Raw genomic sequence first — 16,090 nt, forward strand, 5'->3', positions numbered from 1 at the left:
CGCATACTTGTGGTCAAAATATGGTTCGTTATACACTTCCTCAAAGCCCCGAAATTATTTTAACTGTCAAAGGGAAAGATTCAGCGAAAGCCCGCGAAGAAGCGATGGATCGGCTGATGCTGCTGATGGATGAAGGTAAGCTACCTACAGAGCTCGCAGAAGGATTTGGACCCAAGCAGTTTGTTGAAGTGATCGAAGATGCTTCTGTGTCTGACGGTGAGGACGCAATTACTGAAGCAGTGCAGATTTTGAGCAATTTGGCAAGTCTCAAATTGAAGGTGATGGAATCCCGCGAAGAAGCCCTAAAAATCCGGGAGGCGATCGATATTTTGTTTACAGATGAGCCTGTAACTGCCGAGGAAATTGGTCGTCTCAAAGACGGTTTCAAGGTTCTCAAAAATTTCGCTCAAGCTAATGTCCGCTATCGAGAAGCTAGGGGAAAAGCTGAAGAAGCACGGGCAATTCTTGACGAAGCTTTGCAATCAGTAGAATCGGAAAAAAAGGCGCAGAAGTCGGCGAAATAATAGCAGGGTAGGTTGAGAAATAAACCCTACCGTTCGCCCAATCTCTAACACATTTCATTTATTGTATCGCTGCTTCATCCGTCATTGCGAGGAACGAAGTAATCGCAGATGATTGCGATTGCTTCGTTCCTCGCAATGACATATAATAATTTTGCGACTAGACGTAATATTAAGTTAGTCCATCTTATTAAAATCAGGATAAAAATTGTGAGCGAACAACAAACAGGAATTCTCAGAAACACCATGACAGGCAGCTTAATGCTGGCGAAAAAATTAGGTTTTGAGCCAAAAACCGTGATTGATGTCGGCGCGGCATTGGGAACATTTAACCTTTACGAAACTTTCCCCAATGCGCGACATTTGCTAATTGAACCCATCGCCGAAAATGAACCTTACCTCGCCAAAATTTGCCGCAAGCTCAAAAGTGCAGAATACATTATTGCTGCGGCGGCCAAAGAATCGGGAGTTTGCACTCTCAGTGTCAGTCCAGGTATGGTGCATTCTGCGATTTCGGAACATCCCATTACTGATAGCAGCAATCCTTATTTGAGAAACATTCCAGCTATTACACTGGATGGCATATGCAGGGAACGAAATTTACCGGGCCCGTATTTAATTAAAGTTGATGTAGACGGCAAGGAATTAGATGTTTTAGCGGGAGCAACTGAGATTTTGCAGCAGACTGAATATGTAATTGTAGAAGTTACTTTGTTTGCTCAGATGTATGAGGTAATGAGTTTTATGAAGTCCCAAGGATTTGCAGCTTACGATATTGTTGATTTAGCCTATCGCCCGATTGATGCAGCTTTGTGGCAAATTGATATGGCTTTTGTTAAGGAATCTGGTCAATTTAGAAGAGATAGCAGTTACGCGAAAAAAGAGCAGGATATCGAAGCACTTAACTCGCATTTGAAAACTTATCGGGAAAGTTTTATCAAACACATTGATGCTTATTACAGCGACCCCGTAGAGCCGGAACCGCAGGTGAGTAAAGCGGTTTTGAGCGATGATTATGTTATTATTTGATATGTTATAGCCTTTCTCAGAAAGATGAGGTACGCTTCTGGTATAGGGCATAGGGCATAGGGCATAGGGCATACTTCACCATGCTTGAAAACCGCTATATGTAAAATACTTTGGGTTTGTAGTGAGGACTTCAGTCCTATGATTTATGCGGACTGAATTCCTCACTACGAATCTATAATATCTCTTACACAAGTTCTTTTGATTGAATTTTGGAACGGGCAAGATGCCCGTTCCACAAAAATAGTTACAAATTTAAAAAAGGCAGGTTTACTACTTCTCCGGCAATTTCTCCTAGCTGCACTTTCAGTCCTTCGCCTCCGGCTTTGGTGCGGATGTAAGCAAGACCTAAAAAGCCGGATTCTGTTTTGGTAAAACTGGTGAGTTTTCCTATTTTTTCTTCTCCGATGGTGATGACTGTTCCGGGTGCAACGGCGCCGCTCAATTGCACGCCCCAAAGTTGCTGTTTGACTCCTTGGTAGGTGTTTAATCTGGCAATTGTTTCTTGGCCGATGTAGCAGCCTTTGTCGTAGGTAATTGTGTTTAACAGGCGCGCTTCTAGGGGGTTGTAATCGTCGGTGAGTTCAAAATCTGTGGCGGGGCGGCCTTGTTCGATGCGTAGTTGTTCCCAAATTCGATCGCCCATCGGTACGGCCCCAGCTTTGACTAACTCAGTCCACAGGCGGGCTGCATCGCTGGCTGCGGCAATTAAGGTGTATCCAGGAGTGGCTAAACCGCTACCAACCGCAACTCTGACTTCTATACCTGCAAAGTCGATCGATTTATGAGTAGCGTAGGGTTGATTTTCAAGTTCGGTAACTCCGAGTTTTTCTAGTAGTTGAGTGCTTTCCGGGCCGAGGAGACTGAAAGCAACTTTTGTATCGGTTAGATCTGTTAATTCTACGCGATCCATTGGGAAAATGTAGCGATCGAGCAATTCGAGTAATTGGTGGCGGCGGTTGGCTGAAACTAGCAATATTACAGCATCTTCTGTAGCATAGGCGGTGGCGAGGTCGATCGTCCGGGCGGTAGATGTGACGAAAACGGTGTCGCAACCTTGACCGGGTTTGAGTATATTAAAGTTATTGGTACTTTGATTGTGTAGGAACCGCAGGCGATCGCTATCGGAGATTTGAATGCGTCCCCAGTGAGTGCGATCGCACAAAGCTACACCTTGTTTAGTTGCTACGATGGCCGCTGCGTCGTTACCAAAACTAACGGGGACTGTTTCTGTGGTTGCTAACTCTGTAAAAGTAGCACCGGCGGCGGCTTGAATGTCGTGCAATTCTTGAATTAGCATAGGATTTGAGATTTAAGATCTTAGCGATCGTGTATTGAATGATTTATGCTGAGTTTGAGTTGGCGATCGCACTCAGATCTCAAGAAACCGAGTTTTTTACAGAATCTCCAGGCTGTAACCAAGTATTCTTCTGAAAAAACAAGCCAGTTTCTGATAACTGTCAACTGTCAACTGTCAACTGTCAACTGTCAACTGACAACTGACTAATGATTCAAATTAGTAAAGACTTCTTGGATTAATTGACTAGCTTTGAGATCAAGACGATTCCAATCTACATCGCCAGTGTCCTCGTCAATTAAAAGAGTGTCAATTATGACTTCTTGGCTTTGCATTTGAGTGTGGGCGGGCTGGTAGTTGACAAAGCAGACTCGATAGCAAAGTTCCCAAATATCGACGGATCTGTGCTCGCCTTGATGCTCTAAAATTAGTTGATAGCCGGGAATCGGAACCTGCACTTCTTGATAAGTTCCTGTCCAGACTGACTCCTCTAGTTGTTTGCGGATGTTGTCGAGCACTCGGATCATCGCGGGCTGCATCAGCAGTTCAGCTTGTTTCCAGGCGATCGGGCTAGTTATCTTAGGCTTCATATACAAGGTTCTAAAAAGGAAAATCAATTAATTAATTTTCCTGCATCGGGTGCCAACTTGTGAGACATCCGCCGCAAAATGTTAAATTTAGCCGATCGCACATCTTGCACCGTTGCCAATAAGTTTTTTAAGAACAGGCAAGATACCTGTTCCACAAGACATTAAATTTCTGCTTGTGGAACAGGCATCTTGCCTGTTCCGAAGAAATAGCAGATAGCCAAGGGGTTAAAACTTCAAGCTCTTGCACACAGCTTTTCAATTGGGTATGGGCGATGTAGGATTTGAACCTACTCACACTACAGTTAGGCATAATAATTGAGCTTAACCACAGCGTATCCGGTTAATCACCTCACAATCGGATCAAGAGTGGATACAACAAGCGAACAGAATAATATCGGACACGAGCGGATACGCGCTTATCTAAAGGAGTGCCAGAAAGCAACGCCCAAGGGTGTATCGATCAAGTGTGTTACTACGGGCGGTAGGGGGTACTTGCAACTTCGTTTTGCGATCGCGCGCAAAGAGTATGCACTATCCTGTAATTGTCATATCACGATGCAAGGTATCACAGAGGCGGCTAATAAAGCCGTGCGCGTAGCTGAAGCGCTTAAGCAGTGTGACACACATTCCGAATTTTTGGACTGGTACGATCGCGAAATACGCCCAAAAAACAAGGTACGCAACGATCTAATTACCTTCGGTGCTGCGATCGCGGAAGTAGAGACCGCTTTTTGGAAAGGGACAGACAAAAAACGCAATAAGCGCGATCGCGCCAGCGTAAGTCAGCAGGCAACTTATCACTCTGTTTACGGACGCTTCTACGCGCTGCTGCCAGTTGATAAGCTATTCAACAGCAAAGACTTACTGTGCGCGCTAGGAACCAAAGCAGAAGGCACTAAGGTATACGGTGATTGCCTGTACGCTTTCCGCAAGTTAGCTACCACCACAAAGCAAAAGCAGGTGATTGATGAGCTATTTGCGATCGAACACACACAAACCCAATTCAGGCAGTTACAGAATGCTGAACTAGAAACATTCTTGCTATGGATGAAAAACTGCCTCATTCAAGCGGGGGAGAGGTACTATCACCGCCGTAAGCAATGGCTGTGGGTATTTTCTATGCAGTTAGTTTATGGACTGCGAGTGCATGAAGTATTTGCGATCGCAAATATTGATAAATCATTCAGGACGCCCGATGGTGTAACCATTCCCGCATTAAGAGATATCAGCAATATCAGAATGATAGTTGTGGTGGGCGATGTTACGTCCTCAGGTACGACTACGAAAACAGGCTATCGCTTATCAGCGCCTATGCTTCCACCTAGTCACCCTAATTTAATAAGTGAGCTTGACATTAGAGGCGGCGAGCTACCCGAACTTAATGTTGTTTCTACAAACCCTAAAGTGATTTGCGAGAAATACAGCCACAGCGCAGGACTGGTACTTAAGCGCTGGAATGCACCAATCACACAGACTCACGCTTTGCGTCATCTAGCAAATCAAAACGGCAAACAGGCGGGTATCACCGCTGAGGATAGGGCTGCCAATTTAGGGCATAGCGTAGCGATGAATACAGCAACCTACTTGAAGCGTGAGGCGACCAATACCCGCATCGCGGCAATTGATGCAATGAGTAGCAGGATGTTGCCTCTAGAAGGTGCGATCGCGGTGCTTAGGCGTATAGGTGCAACATCAGAGGCGATAGCCTTAACGGCTGAAATTTACGGGGTAAGTATAGGGAAGGTAAGGGGGGAGGTTCCTCGTCATGATATCGCAACAGTCGCCAAAATACCTTGAAACCTATTAGGTTCCGTGGTGATTTTTACACGCTTTAAGCGCGGCGGATCTGTATAGTGTTGTATTTGTTTAAACCTAATAGGTTTCGGTGGAACAGTATAGCTCTGTACGGGTTACGGGGGTGAATCATTACCCGCTTTATCGCGAAAAAATTGTCTAAACCTATTAGGTTTCACAGTTGCTTACCACACTTTGCGCTTACTGTCATCCTACTACAGGTTGAAATTTGCAGTATTGGCAAGGTTTTGGTGTACAGTAAAACTAGGGTAAGTAAGTTACCGCCCTTGAGGTGCTTGAAACCTATCCTACCCTGAGTAATCAGAGTGAGTTTGTGGCTTTTTCTCCCAAAAAAAAGCCCGCTATCCTGTTTGAAGCAGGTTCGGCGAGGCGATGTCAAAATAAAAAGTAGTTCAACTATATCACGGTCACTTGAAAATTAGCCTTAATGTTTATCCATAATATTTTTGCTATAAGTGTCCAAACCCTTACCGCATAAGGGGGATATAGCCTAAGCCTCGACGATCGACTTTGAGATTGAATAGCGGTGAAACCACCTTTTATTTTGGTTTGCCACTATGACAAGTATACACGAAAATTCGCATCCATCAAGTTTTGTTGATACGTCTCGTAACAAAACTTCACAGTTAAGCGCCCTCCTCCGTGTAACCAAGGAAAACCCTTGCCCACATTGCGAAAAGCCTGATTGGTGCTACAGTCTAGGAGAATTGACGGTATGCAATCGTGACCAACCACCCGCTACGGGCTGGGAAGCGACAAGTAAAGCTGACAGCGACGGCAAAACTTACTACCGCCTCGCCGAAGAAAAGAAAGCCATCCGACCCGCTCAAACACGTTACTGGTACTATCCAGCGCGTGACGGTTCACCACTTGTCAGAGTACGTCGGATTGATAACGGAAAGGATAATAGCAAGAGGGATATCAAGCAGCAGCGCTGGGATAAAGACAAGCAAAATTGGATAATGAAGTTGGATGGCATTATCCGCGCTGACATCCCTATTTACCGCTACGCTGATATCCAAAAGGCGATCGTCGAAGGCAAAATTATCTACATAGTTGAGGGCGAACCGTGTGCTGATTTGTTGTGGTCAATGGGCTTAGCCGCCACTTGCAACATCGGTGGCGGTGGTAAATGGCAAGCAAGCGATACTGAAGATTTGAAGGGTGCAGCAATTATCGTAATTTGCCCTGACCGTGATAAAAAGGGTATTGAACACGCTGAACGGATAGCCAAAGACTTTCCCGGCGCTCTCTGGCTGTATCCGTATCCGAAGTCACCAGCTTGGGATAACTTGCCAAAAAGTCAGGGCCTGGATATTGCGGACTGGATTACCAGCAGAAACCTAACCGAAAAAGACTTGATGGAAAACCTATCTCAGCGGCGCGCCGCAATCCAATCCTTACAGAAAAGCTTTGAGCAGGAAGCGGTAGGCGATAATCACCCTGCCAAATCCCGCAATAAAAGACTGATGAACTTGCTTGAGGCTCAGTACGGCGAACGCCTGACCCTTAATGAGATGAGTCAGCAAGTTGAGCTTGACGGGGAAGATTGCAAGCTGGATGTAATGTATATCAAGGTTGCTGACGAACTGGATACCGATATCAGCAAGGATGCTGCCGCTGACTTTACCCTAGCGCTAGCCACTAAAAACGCTTACTCTCCAGTTCGCCGCTATCTCGAATCACTTGCGGATTGTGAGCCAATCAATCTAGATGAGCTTGCACAGAAGTATCTCGGCACATCTGACCCGCTCCACGCGATATTGTTCAAGAAAACCCTGATAGCAGCGGTTGCGAGGACATTTAAGCCCGGATGCAAGCACGATACGCTGTGCATCTTTCAGGGCGACCAAGGCTTTCTTAAATCTACTTTTTGGCAGGTATTGACTGGGGAACCTTGGTTCACAGACAACTTGAGTGATGCTAACGAGAAGGACGAAAAACTCAAGCTACGGCGTTACTGGGTGCTTGAGTATGCCGAATTTGAGACGGCTTACAAGCGTAAGGAAGTTGAACAGTTAAAAGCTTTCCTCTCTAGCCGAATCGACAGCCTCAGAAAGCCCTACGGGCGGGCGATTGAGGATTTCTCCCGTACTTCGATTTTTGTGGGTACGACTAACCGTGAGGAGTTTCTACAAGACCCAACTGGTGAGCGTCGCTACTGGGTAATCCCAGTAAAGCAAAAGATACCCGTCACCCTACTCGAAACTGAACGCGATCGGATTTGGGGGGAAGCAGTGCGCTGCTACCAGGCGGGCGAGTCTTGGTGGCTTTCAGCGGAGGAAGATGCACAGTTGGCGGAAGCGAACCAGGGATGGCAGTCCTCCGACCCTTGGGAAGCGGAAATTACTCACTACACCGAAAATCGCAATGAATGTACAGTTACAGACTTGCTCGACAAAGCGATTGGACTCGAATTGCATCAAATAGGCAAACGTGAACAAATGCGGGTAAGCGATATCCTTCGCCGCTCCGGCTGGAAAAAAGCAGAGAAACAAAAGCGAGTAAATGGAAAAAATCAGTGGTACTGGGAAAAAGTCAGAGGTGGGGACAGAGGTGGTGACAAGGTGGTGACAGAGGTGGTGACACCCCTAAACCCTTACCCTGAAAGGGCTGTTGATATACTGTCACCACCTGTCACCACCTTTTTACTAAATAATCAGAATGAATTTTCGACTACCCTTCGCAAAAATGAGAGTAAGGAAAATAAATGCGGGGAAAGTTTTGAAAACATAGGTGGTGACACCCAGTCTGAAGATAGCAAAATCCTTTCGCAGCAAAGCTTTGAAGGTGTCACCACCTCCCTGTCACCACCTATGATGAATCCAGCACAGCAAGCTAAATTTGCGATCGAAGCTCGGATGGGTATTGAAGTTCAAAACTTGAGGGAAGCTCTAGCTAGTGGCGACAAGGAGCAAGTGATTGAAATCTACACCTATGTTCAATCTGAAAGCCCTCAAGAGCGTGGTTTTTTCCTAAAACAACTGACTCAACAAGAAAAGCAGGCTATGCAGGCGGTCATTAACGGCGGTTCCATACCAACTCCGATACCACCAACTACTCCACAAACTCCCGCAAACACCGGAACAAACCACAAAGAGTTCGCTATCGGCGATCGGGTAGTGATTGTTGACCGTGGATTGCACCACGAACAAAAAGGCAAGGTAATCGATACTCAGTGGGGTAGCAGCGAGGCTGACTATGCGATCCAATTAGACAAGGAGTCCCATCTCAATAAAGTTGTTACCATCACCGTTCCGCATCGTTCCGGTTTTCCAGTTCTAATGAAGCTGTAGCACTCACCAGTGAGTTAGGTAAGGAAACATCTTTGACCTAACTCACCGATCGCTAAACTTTCACCTAACTTCGCTTGCCGGAACGAAATGAAACTACAATCGAGTTATGCACACAATTAGATTGTAGGAACTTTTCATCATGGCAGTTAACCCAAAGTCGATCGCAAACTTAAAACCCGGTGGCAACCGCAAAAACGCAGTCAGGGTGACTTTAACTTTGCGACCGGAGACCGTCGCACTTTTGAAAGCCCAAGGCAACATGAGTGAAGCGGTGGATAAGTTAATTCAGCTTTGCATCCTAGGTAAGGTAGAACACGACGGTTCGCTGAACCCAAAACCGGGTAGCACCCTAAACCTAAAATCTAATCCTTGAAAGCACCCAAAACTCTTAAACCCTTATCCCGTATAGATTTCTCGGTATTAGCCTTAACTATTATGGTTAATATCGTTTTGTCGTGTTGTGGTAAATATATTAAGGTTAATTTTCCCCTAAAACTGCGTATCGCAGCATCGAAGCCTACGATACCCTATGCTTGCACTGTAAGGGTTGTGGGTAGCAGTGCATGATGATTTTTAAGGGCGTATCCGGTTTGTATCCTAAATTTCCCTCAAAACGCTAATATTTCGTATAGGTATGTTACCATTGGAAAGTATGTTATCTTGGTATTGTACTCAATTACGTAACATACTATGGCTACCGACAAGAAACATATCGCAGTTTACCTTGACCCCGCTGTAGAAGCGGCGCTGGTTTCATTTTGCGAGCAGAAGGGACTGAAATCTAAAAAGGGCTTTATGTACTCAGCAGGTGTGAATGCTGTACTTGCAGAGTTTTTTGGGATATCAGGCATTGATGGCAGTAACATACCTCTAGAAGTGGATAACATACCTAAAGGTATGAGTAACACACTGACTGAACAGAGTAACATACCTACTGAAGCGCTGACAGTGGGGGAACTGCCGGGAAAACTCCGAGCCTGAGTGAGGGTGAGATTGAATCACTTAGGCATGAATTAGAAGCGGCACAAGCTGAAAACCAACGGTTGCAGGTGGAACTAACAGAAGCCCAATCGCAACTGGCAACAGTGCAGGCAGAGAATGAAAAACTGAGGGACACTCAGTCAGCGACTGAATTTGAGCTACCAGAGGCATCCGACCTGCTTAACCAACTGAAAGCCAAGCGCAAGAAGTCTAAGGCTGAACTTGCAGATGTTGAGGCGCTTTTGGAGATGATAGAAGGGTCAACCCCTATCAGGGGGAAATAGGAATTATGCCCCATCAACAAGGGGCTTTATTGCTTAAACCATTGCACTGTATAGATTATAGATAAATATTAGGGCTAATATCTAAAACGACAACTCAGGGATATTGCAACACAAAACTTAACAATTTTCGGGTTGCACTTTGTCTCAAATACTGCGATCGTAAGTAACAAGGAAGATTGATGCGCGACTGACTAACGTACCACCGTTAATCAAGTCACGACTTCCCCTAACCGTTAACTGACAACAGTTTGGAGCCTAATAATAGTGTCACATTCAGCCGATACCCTTGACGGGCGATCGCAATTATTTACGTTGACCGACGGTAAAATCGTTGTCTCGCGTAGCGACCTGCAACAGGTACTTTCACTACTTTCACTCACTACCCCACTGGTAAGCGCTCCACGCCCTCCTGAACGCCATTGGAGTGCTATCAAGTCATATCGGCTTTACAACGCCAAAAGGCTGCTTAGACGCGCGATAGCGAGTGTGGGGGGAAGTATGCCTTTAGTTTTGGATGCCATTGATTCATTCAACCTCGCAAGGGGCAATGAGATTTATCTTGATGCCTTAGAGCATTATTTGCTCGCCAGTCGTGACCTAAACAGGGATGAGATACTTTACTTGCTCAGGTTGTTTCGAGATTCAGCAGACAAAGAATTCCATCGAACCGCCAGCTTTTTGATGCGAGCTTTAAACAATGGCTAAGCCCCTAGTCTCGCATCGTCGTATCGACCAACTGAAAGCTCTTGCACGTGATTGCAACCTCTCAAAGGAGGAAGCTCGCACCTTTGGAAAGCTCAGCAGCACTGCCACATGGGAAAAATTGCTACTCGCTCACGGTCTAGAGTTCGATCGCAAAATTACCACAACCGATAACACAGTAGCGTTCGCTAAACAGGAATAGCCCCTAAAATAGTACAATTTAGGATACAAACCGGATATGCCTGCTTTACACGCGGGATGTGAGTAGGTCAAATCTATACAGCGTCTGCATCAATTGGGTATGGGCGATGTAGGATTTGAACCTACGGCATCCTGCGTGTAAAGCAGGCGCTCTACCACTGAGCTAATCGCCCAATTGCGCTTACAGGGATTTATCATATCACAGTATCCCAGAAAGATCAACTAAAAAAATCATAAACTTTTAATGCCCTCTGGCCGCACGCACGATCAAATAACCCTATGGAGTTTGCCCTTGGTGGCAGGCCTCACCTTTGGCCATACTCAAAGCAGCAACCTGACGTTGCTCGTTTCCGGCAGCTTCTTAGTTGGCGGACTGATGTTTGGCCCAGATTTAGACATCTACTCCTGTCAGTATCAGCGCTGGGGATGGTTCAAATTTATTTGGCTTCCCTACCAAAAAAGCCTGCGCCACCGCTCTTTTTTGTCCCACGGGCCTCTGATCGGCACTGCTTTGCGAATTTTGTACCTCGCGATCTGGATCGCGGTTGTGGGACTGTTGGGATTGACGATCGCCGAAAAAATTGGCAACTTAGCCGGAAATTGGCAAGAAGCGGTTTTCGGTTTGGGTCGATCGATCTCCGAACACTATATCGAATTTATAGCCATTTACATCGGTCTTGAATTGGGCGCGATGAGCCACTATCTGAGCGATTGGGGCGGCTCGGCTTACAAAAGATTCAAAAAGAAAGGATTTAGCGGGTTGCGCCCTCCTCAGACAATTAAGAGGCGCAAAATCAAAGCTCCCCGCCGCACGTCTAACAAATCTAATAGGTGAATTCCGATGTCAAATTCTCACAGTCGATCGCTCGTAGCACTGGAAAACCTGATGGAAGTTGTGGCCTCATTGCGATCGCCCGACGGCGGATGTCCTTGGGATTTAGCCCAAACTCCCCAAACTCTGATTCCGCACATCATCGAAGAAGCCTATGAAACCGCCGATGCGATTCGCAAAGGAGACAAAAGTGCGATCGTCGAAGAATTGGGCGACTTACTGTTACAGGTAATTTTGCAAGCTCAAATTGCCAGCGAATCCCATCAGTTTAGCTTCGCCGAAATCGCTGCGGGGATTACCGAAAAACTGATTCGCCGCCATCCTCACGTCTTCGGGGATGTGGAAGTCAACAGCGTGGATGAAGTTAACGAAAACTGGGAAAAAATCAAAGCAGCAGAAAAAGGCACTAATTCGGAAAAGCCGCCAACTTTAGCCTCGAAAATGAACCGTTATGCTAGCACGTTGCCCCCGATCACCGCAGCGGTAAAAATCTCTCAAAAAGCTGCGGAAGTGGGTTTTGATTGGGACAATGTAGACGGCGTTTGGGATAAGTTTCACGAAGAAATGGCGGAATTTGAACACGCTCTCAAACACGAGGACAAGGCAGCACAGGAGTCGGAATTGGGGGATATTATGTTTGTGTTGGTTCAATTGGCTCGCTGGTACGATTTAGATGCGTCGGCTGCTTTGCAGGGAACGAACGATCGGTTTGTACAGCGGTTTGCTAAAGTTGAGGCTGCGTGCGATCGGCCTTTGTCGGATTATCCGCCCGAAGAGTTAGAGGCTTTGTGGCAGCAAGCTAAGGCTTTATTGGCGAAGCAAAAGGGCGCGCCGTAATTTAGTCGTAAAGCTTCGCATCGTTGTACGGCGGATGTTCGCAGGCGATGTAAAGGGCGTTTGTGGGTTCGAGGGGTTGATGTGTTATGGGATCGATCGGCTTCAGGACAAAGCATAACAGGGAGAGCGATCGCCAATCCAAGCTTTCTAATTTGCCCCGTTCGTAGCGGCTGACAGTTGCATTACTGATACCGACATCTTTGGGTACGGGTTCTCCCGCTGTCCGAAACAAAGCCGCCTCATATTCTTTTGTCACCATTTCTGTTTCAATAATTGACCAACCTCGAAGCTCTCTACCTGCTTTCAGAAGCTTTCCCAATCTACCGCGTCCCGTATCAGTAAATCGCACAGGACGCAGCCTTTCCTGCTCGACTACAGCCTTAAAGTCAAGAAATCCCGGCATTTTACAGACCTAATTTAACCCTTAAGCGAGCTTTACTTTTGCTCTACGAAAGGCAGCATACAAGATTTGAGCATTACACATTCACAAACATAGTTGCAATTTGTCTGCATTCGTGTAGAATGTTATAAGGTGTAAATCAGACACAAACTAACTCAAGCCCCAATTTCAGGAGTGACTCAGCCATGACAGCACTTTTTCGCCGTATCCAGCCCTCGAAAAAGCTCCGTATCACCGCCCGGTTGATCGCCCAATTCCTCAAAATCAGCCAAAATTTAATTAAGCGAGTGGAGTGCTGGGCTGGCGTAGTGTTTGTGCACCATCACAGAGGCGGACAATTTATCTCGTACCGCAGGCTGGAAGAATGGCAAAATGCGTTAGCGAAGCCCTCGAAGAGGATCGCCCACCAAATTCAAACTTGCCCCACCCTGAGAGAACTCTCGCAGCTCAAAACATCAATTCAGCGCGACACCAGGAAATTCAAAAAACAATACTTACAAAAAACGCTTGACTTTTTGATTCAAATGTGCATTGAAAGACAGGACATTCTCGAAATCTGGGAAAGCTCAAACTGCATAGCTTCGTAGCAGAAATCAGGCAGATTCCCTAAATCTAACAACCGCACCCAACGGTGAGAACGCTGTTAATTGCTCAAACCATTGCCTTAGATTCTATCAACTGTCAACTGCCAACTGCCAACTGCCAACTGTCAACTGTCAACTGTCAACTGTCAACTGTCAACTGTCAACAGAAGCGAAACATTTGCGAGCAATGGCGAGATAAAATCACCCCAAAAATCACCCGCGAATGCTCCGCCACATCCACAAAAGCGATCGCCTCTTCAATTAAGACATTGCTTGAGCGATATAATCAAAATAAGGAGCAGCTTCCTGAGCATCATCCTGATTGAGCAAAGCCAAAGAAGCTTCCTTCAAACAGCGAATAGCTTCCACCATGCCAGGAACAGGAACGCCCAGAGAATTGTACATTTCCCGAACACCAATCAAACCGATGCTTTCGATCGGCTCTTTGTCACCGGCCAAGATACCGTAGGTAATCAGACGCAAATACCAGCCGTAGTCGCGCAGACACAAAGCCCGTTCGCGCTGGCCGTAAGCATTGCCTCCAGGGGAGATAAAATCAGGGCGTTTTTTCCAGAGTTTTTTGCTAGCTTCTTCAACAATTTTTTTCTCACTGTCAGACAGCGCAGTAGCAATACGCACCCGCTGTTCTCCCGTCTTAAAAAAATCATTGATGCTTTGGAGTTCGCCGGTACTGGGATAACGAAGTTCGTCATCGGCTTGGAGAATAAATTGGCTAACTACGCTCATTGTTATTCAAATTTGAGGATATTTGAGGAAAAGATTAATTGACATTCCCATCTCTTAAAGATGAGATTCCTGCTTGGGCGACTTACCTTGCTGCTAACATTAATCAATCTTAGAAGTAGATAGTAAATCTCCGCAAGCGTTATGCTTAGTGACTAAGCCAGTTTCCTTGTGTCCCAAGGTACTGGGGGGAAAATTCAAAAACTGCGATGCAAGAGTTTGGATGTCGGCAGACATTGAGACTGTTTGACGAGTTTGGACTGCTTGGCCCCAATAGCATATCGCACAGGCTCGATCGAGTACAATCTCCCCGGTTAAAGCTTGGCTGTAGCAGCAAGACGTTCAGCCGCAGGAAGACAGGCTGCGCTTGAGCTTAAGTGCGATCTACTTATCTCTCGAAAGAGAGAACGATATTGCATTACCATATTAAATCCTACCACGACTACTTGTGACCAAATCTAAATTCCCCACCCGAAACTCGACGAAAGTGGCAAACCCTTGCCAGCAAGGTCAACTGATTGAGCTTGAGATTACCGACTTGGCAGACACCGGCGACGGAGTTGGTCGTTTTGAGCAGGTTGTAGTGTTTGTGTCCGATACCGTTCCGGGCGATCGCATCCTGGCCCGCCTCGTGCAAGTCAAACCAGGCTATGCTACAGGCAAGCTGGACACACTTCTCGAAGCATCAGAACACCGCATCCGACCCAACTGTATTGTCGCCGATAAGTGCGGCGGCTGTCAGTGGCAGCACGTAGACTATGAATATCAGCTTGCAGCCAAGAAAAATCAAATTATTCAAGCCTTAGAAAGGATTGGCGGATTTAGCGATTTGCAAGTCGATGAAATGTTAACGGGAAAAATCGAGGGATTTCCCCAATTTTTGGGATACCGCAACAAAGCAACTTATCCGGTGGCAATTTCTGCTACAGGTCAAGTGCAAGCAGGTTACTATCAAAAAAGCACCCACAAATTAGTCAATCTCAATCAATGTCCGGTGCAAGACCCGCGCCTCAATCCGTTATTAAAAGAAATCAAAGAAGACATACACTGGAGAGATTGGCCAGTCTACGACGAAAAGAAACATACAGGAGAATTGCGTCATTTGTCCTTACGAATCGGACGGCGCACCGGGGAAATTCTGCTAACTTTAATAGTTCGCACGGGAGAGTTGCCGGGAATTGAAGCACAAGCGGCTGAGTGGCTAAAACAGTATCCTCAACTTGTAGGTGTTTGTTTGAATGTGAATTCAGCTCAAACTAATGTAATTTTTGGTGCGGAAACTCGCTGCATTGCTGGTCAGTCTGATCTGCGAGAAAAATTTGCGGGTTTGAATTTTGAGTTAAGGGCAGATACTTTTTTCCAGGTAAATACTGAGGCCGCCGAAGGGCTGTTAGAGGTGATTGTCGGGGAATTAAATTTGCAGGGAAATGAGGTTTTGGTTGACGCTTACTGCGGAATTGGGACTTTTACTTTACCGCTGGCCAAACAAGTCAAAATAGCGATCGGTTTAGAAGTGCAACCTGCGGCGATCGAGCAAGCTAAGCTAAATGCTGAATTAAATGATCTGAAAAATGTCGATTTTCAGGTGGGAAGTGTAGAAAGTTTGCTACCTGCTTTGGGATTGACGCCGGATATTGTGTTGTTAGATCCGCCGCGTAAAGGGTGCGATCGCGCGGTTTTGGAAACTATCAAGCAAATTAAGCCAAATCGGATTGTGTATGTTAGCTGTAAGCCTGCGACTTTGGCTCGTGACCTAAAGATTTTGTGCGAAAATGGGGATTATAAGTTAGCGCGGGTGCAGCCGGCGGACTTCTTTCCTCAGACTTCTCATGTGGAGTGTGTGGCGTTTTTGGTGCGGTAAGTCAAAAGTGCGATCGCCTTTTGGGAATGAAAGGGCGATCGGCTTGTTTAACTCTTTTCATTTTGGTTGAGTGTTATAATAATATTGATGCTAAGCTCCTGTAGAGATAGATCCAAAAA

18 protein-coding genes and 1 tRNA gene are annotated in these 16,090 nt (G+C 46.1%); 13 read left to right on the plus strand and 6 right to left on the minus strand.

The window, feature by feature from the left end; genetic code table 11:
* Positions 1-20: 20 nt before the first annotated feature.
* Positions 21-524 (plus strand): hypothetical protein, encoded by a 504-nt coding sequence (locus QUB52_RS00540; RefSeq protein WP_265239950.1) that lies wholly within the window; start codon positions 21-23, stop codon positions 522-524.
* A 207-nt stretch (positions 525-731) separates the two neighbouring features.
* On the plus strand, positions 732-1,550 hold the full coding sequence (locus tag QUB52_RS00545; RefSeq protein WP_332972141.1) for an FkbM family methyltransferase: 819 nt from the start codon (positions 732-734) through the stop codon (positions 1,548-1,550).
* 244 nt (positions 1,551-1,794) lie between these two features.
* On the opposite strand, the gene ygfZ is transcribed toward QUB52_RS00545, so the two are convergent.
* The 3 genes from ygfZ to QUB52_RS00560 form a co-directional block, all read right to left on the minus strand.
* A complete protein-coding gene (ygfZ, locus tag QUB52_RS00550) occupies positions 1,795-2,847 on the minus strand; it encodes a CAF17-like 4Fe-4S cluster assembly/insertion protein YgfZ (RefSeq protein ID WP_332972140.1) in 1,053 nt (350 codons plus the stop codon).
* 203 nt (positions 2,848-3,050) lie between these two features.
* Complete coding sequence (locus tag QUB52_RS00555) at positions 3,051-3,434, minus strand: hypothetical protein (protein WP_332967855.1); 384 nt, start codon at positions 3,432-3,434, stop codon at positions 3,051-3,053.
* A 23-nt stretch (positions 3,435-3,457) separates the two neighbouring features.
* Positions 3,458-3,589, minus strand: a complete 132-nt coding sequence (locus QUB52_RS00560) for a hypothetical protein (protein ID WP_265239954.1) — start codon at positions 3,587-3,589, stop codon at positions 3,458-3,460.
* 211 nt (positions 3,590-3,800) lie between these two features.
* Here QUB52_RS00560 and QUB52_RS00565 point away from each other — a divergent pair, with 211 nt between their 5' ends.
* From QUB52_RS00565 to QUB52_RS00595, 7 genes are all read left to right on the plus strand, one after another.
* A complete protein-coding gene (locus tag QUB52_RS00565; RefSeq protein WP_332972139.1) occupies positions 3,801-5,231 on the plus strand; it encodes a hypothetical protein in 1,431 nt (476 codons plus the stop codon).
* A gap of 725 nt (positions 5,232-5,956) precedes the next feature.
* The gene (locus QUB52_RS00570) at positions 5,957-8,545 is read left to right on the plus strand and encodes a VapE domain-containing protein (protein ID WP_332972138.1); all 2,589 of its coding nucleotides are present in this window, start codon (positions 5,957-5,959) and stop codon (positions 8,543-8,545) included.
* A gap of 139 nt (positions 8,546-8,684) precedes the next feature.
* Positions 8,685-8,918, plus strand: coding sequence for a hypothetical protein (locus QUB52_RS00575; RefSeq protein WP_332972137.1), 234 nt, complete (start codon positions 8,685-8,687; stop codon positions 8,916-8,918).
* Between the two features lie 317 nt (positions 8,919-9,235).
* Complete coding sequence (locus QUB52_RS00580) at positions 9,236-9,526, plus strand: hypothetical protein (RefSeq protein WP_332972136.1); 291 nt, start codon at positions 9,236-9,238, stop codon at positions 9,524-9,526.
* A 68-nt stretch (positions 9,527-9,594) separates the two neighbouring features.
* Positions 9,595-9,810 carry a flagellar alpha dynein gene (locus QUB52_RS00585; RefSeq protein WP_332972135.1) on the plus strand — a complete coding sequence of 72 codons (216 nt, stop codon included), beginning with the start codon at positions 9,595-9,597 and terminating at the stop codon, positions 9,808-9,810.
* 264 nt (positions 9,811-10,074) lie between these two features.
* Positions 10,075-10,515, plus strand: coding sequence for a hypothetical protein (locus QUB52_RS00590; RefSeq protein WP_332972134.1), 441 nt, complete (start codon positions 10,075-10,077; stop codon positions 10,513-10,515).
* A complete protein-coding gene (locus QUB52_RS00595; protein ID WP_332972133.1) occupies positions 10,508-10,714 on the plus strand; it encodes a hypothetical protein in 207 nt (68 codons plus the stop codon). Before QUB52_RS00590 ends, QUB52_RS00595 begins: the two co-directional genes overlap by 8 nt.
* A gap of 100 nt (positions 10,715-10,814) precedes the next feature.
* Here the strand turns inward: QUB52_RS00595 and QUB52_RS00600 are convergent.
* Positions 10,815-10,886: transfer RNA gene (locus QUB52_RS00600), tRNA-Val, on the minus strand.
* A 71-nt stretch (positions 10,887-10,957) separates the two neighbouring features.
* Between QUB52_RS00600 and QUB52_RS00605 the strand changes: the two genes are divergently transcribed.
* Together QUB52_RS00605 and mazG are read left to right on the plus strand one after the other, a co-directional pair.
* On the plus strand, positions 10,958-11,548 hold the full coding sequence (locus tag QUB52_RS00605; RefSeq protein ID WP_265239955.1) for a metal-binding protein: 591 nt from the start codon (positions 10,958-10,960) through the stop codon (positions 11,546-11,548).
* A 6-nt stretch (positions 11,549-11,554) separates the two neighbouring features.
* A complete protein-coding gene (mazG, locus tag QUB52_RS00610) occupies positions 11,555-12,382 on the plus strand; it encodes a nucleoside triphosphate pyrophosphohydrolase (protein WP_332972132.1) in 828 nt (275 codons plus the stop codon).
* A 1-nt stretch (position 12,383) separates the two neighbouring features.
* On the opposite strand, the gene QUB52_RS00615 is transcribed toward mazG, so the two are convergent.
* Positions 12,384-12,785 carry a helix-turn-helix transcriptional regulator gene (locus QUB52_RS00615; RefSeq protein ID WP_332972131.1) on the minus strand — a complete coding sequence of 134 codons (402 nt, stop codon included), beginning with the start codon at positions 12,783-12,785 and terminating at the stop codon, positions 12,384-12,386.
* Between the two features lie 182 nt (positions 12,786-12,967).
* Between QUB52_RS00615 and QUB52_RS00620 the strand changes: the two genes are divergently transcribed.
* Entirely contained in the window at positions 12,968-13,369 is a 402-nt protein-coding gene (locus tag QUB52_RS00620) for a hypothetical protein (protein ID WP_265239959.1), read from the plus strand.
* Between the two features lie 258 nt (positions 13,370-13,627).
* Here the strand turns inward: QUB52_RS00620 and QUB52_RS00625 are convergent, their stop codons facing one another.
* The gene (locus QUB52_RS00625) at positions 13,628-14,113 is read right to left on the minus strand and encodes an allophycocyanin subunit alpha-B (protein ID WP_265239960.1); all 486 of its coding nucleotides are present in this window, start codon (positions 14,111-14,113) and stop codon (positions 13,628-13,630) included.
* A gap of 445 nt (positions 14,114-14,558) precedes the next feature.
* On the opposite strand from QUB52_RS00625, the gene rlmD reads away from it, so the two are divergent.
* Positions 14,559-15,971, plus strand: coding sequence for a 23S rRNA (uracil(1939)-C(5))-methyltransferase RlmD (rlmD, locus tag QUB52_RS00630; protein ID WP_332972130.1), 1,413 nt, complete (start codon positions 14,559-14,561; stop codon positions 15,969-15,971).
* Positions 15,972-16,090 lie beyond the last annotated feature (119 nt).

The organism is Microcoleus sp. A6-C6, from assembly GCF_036705955.1.
Classification (GTDB): Bacteria; Cyanobacteriota; Cyanobacteriia; order Cyanobacteriales; family Microcoleaceae; genus Microcoleus.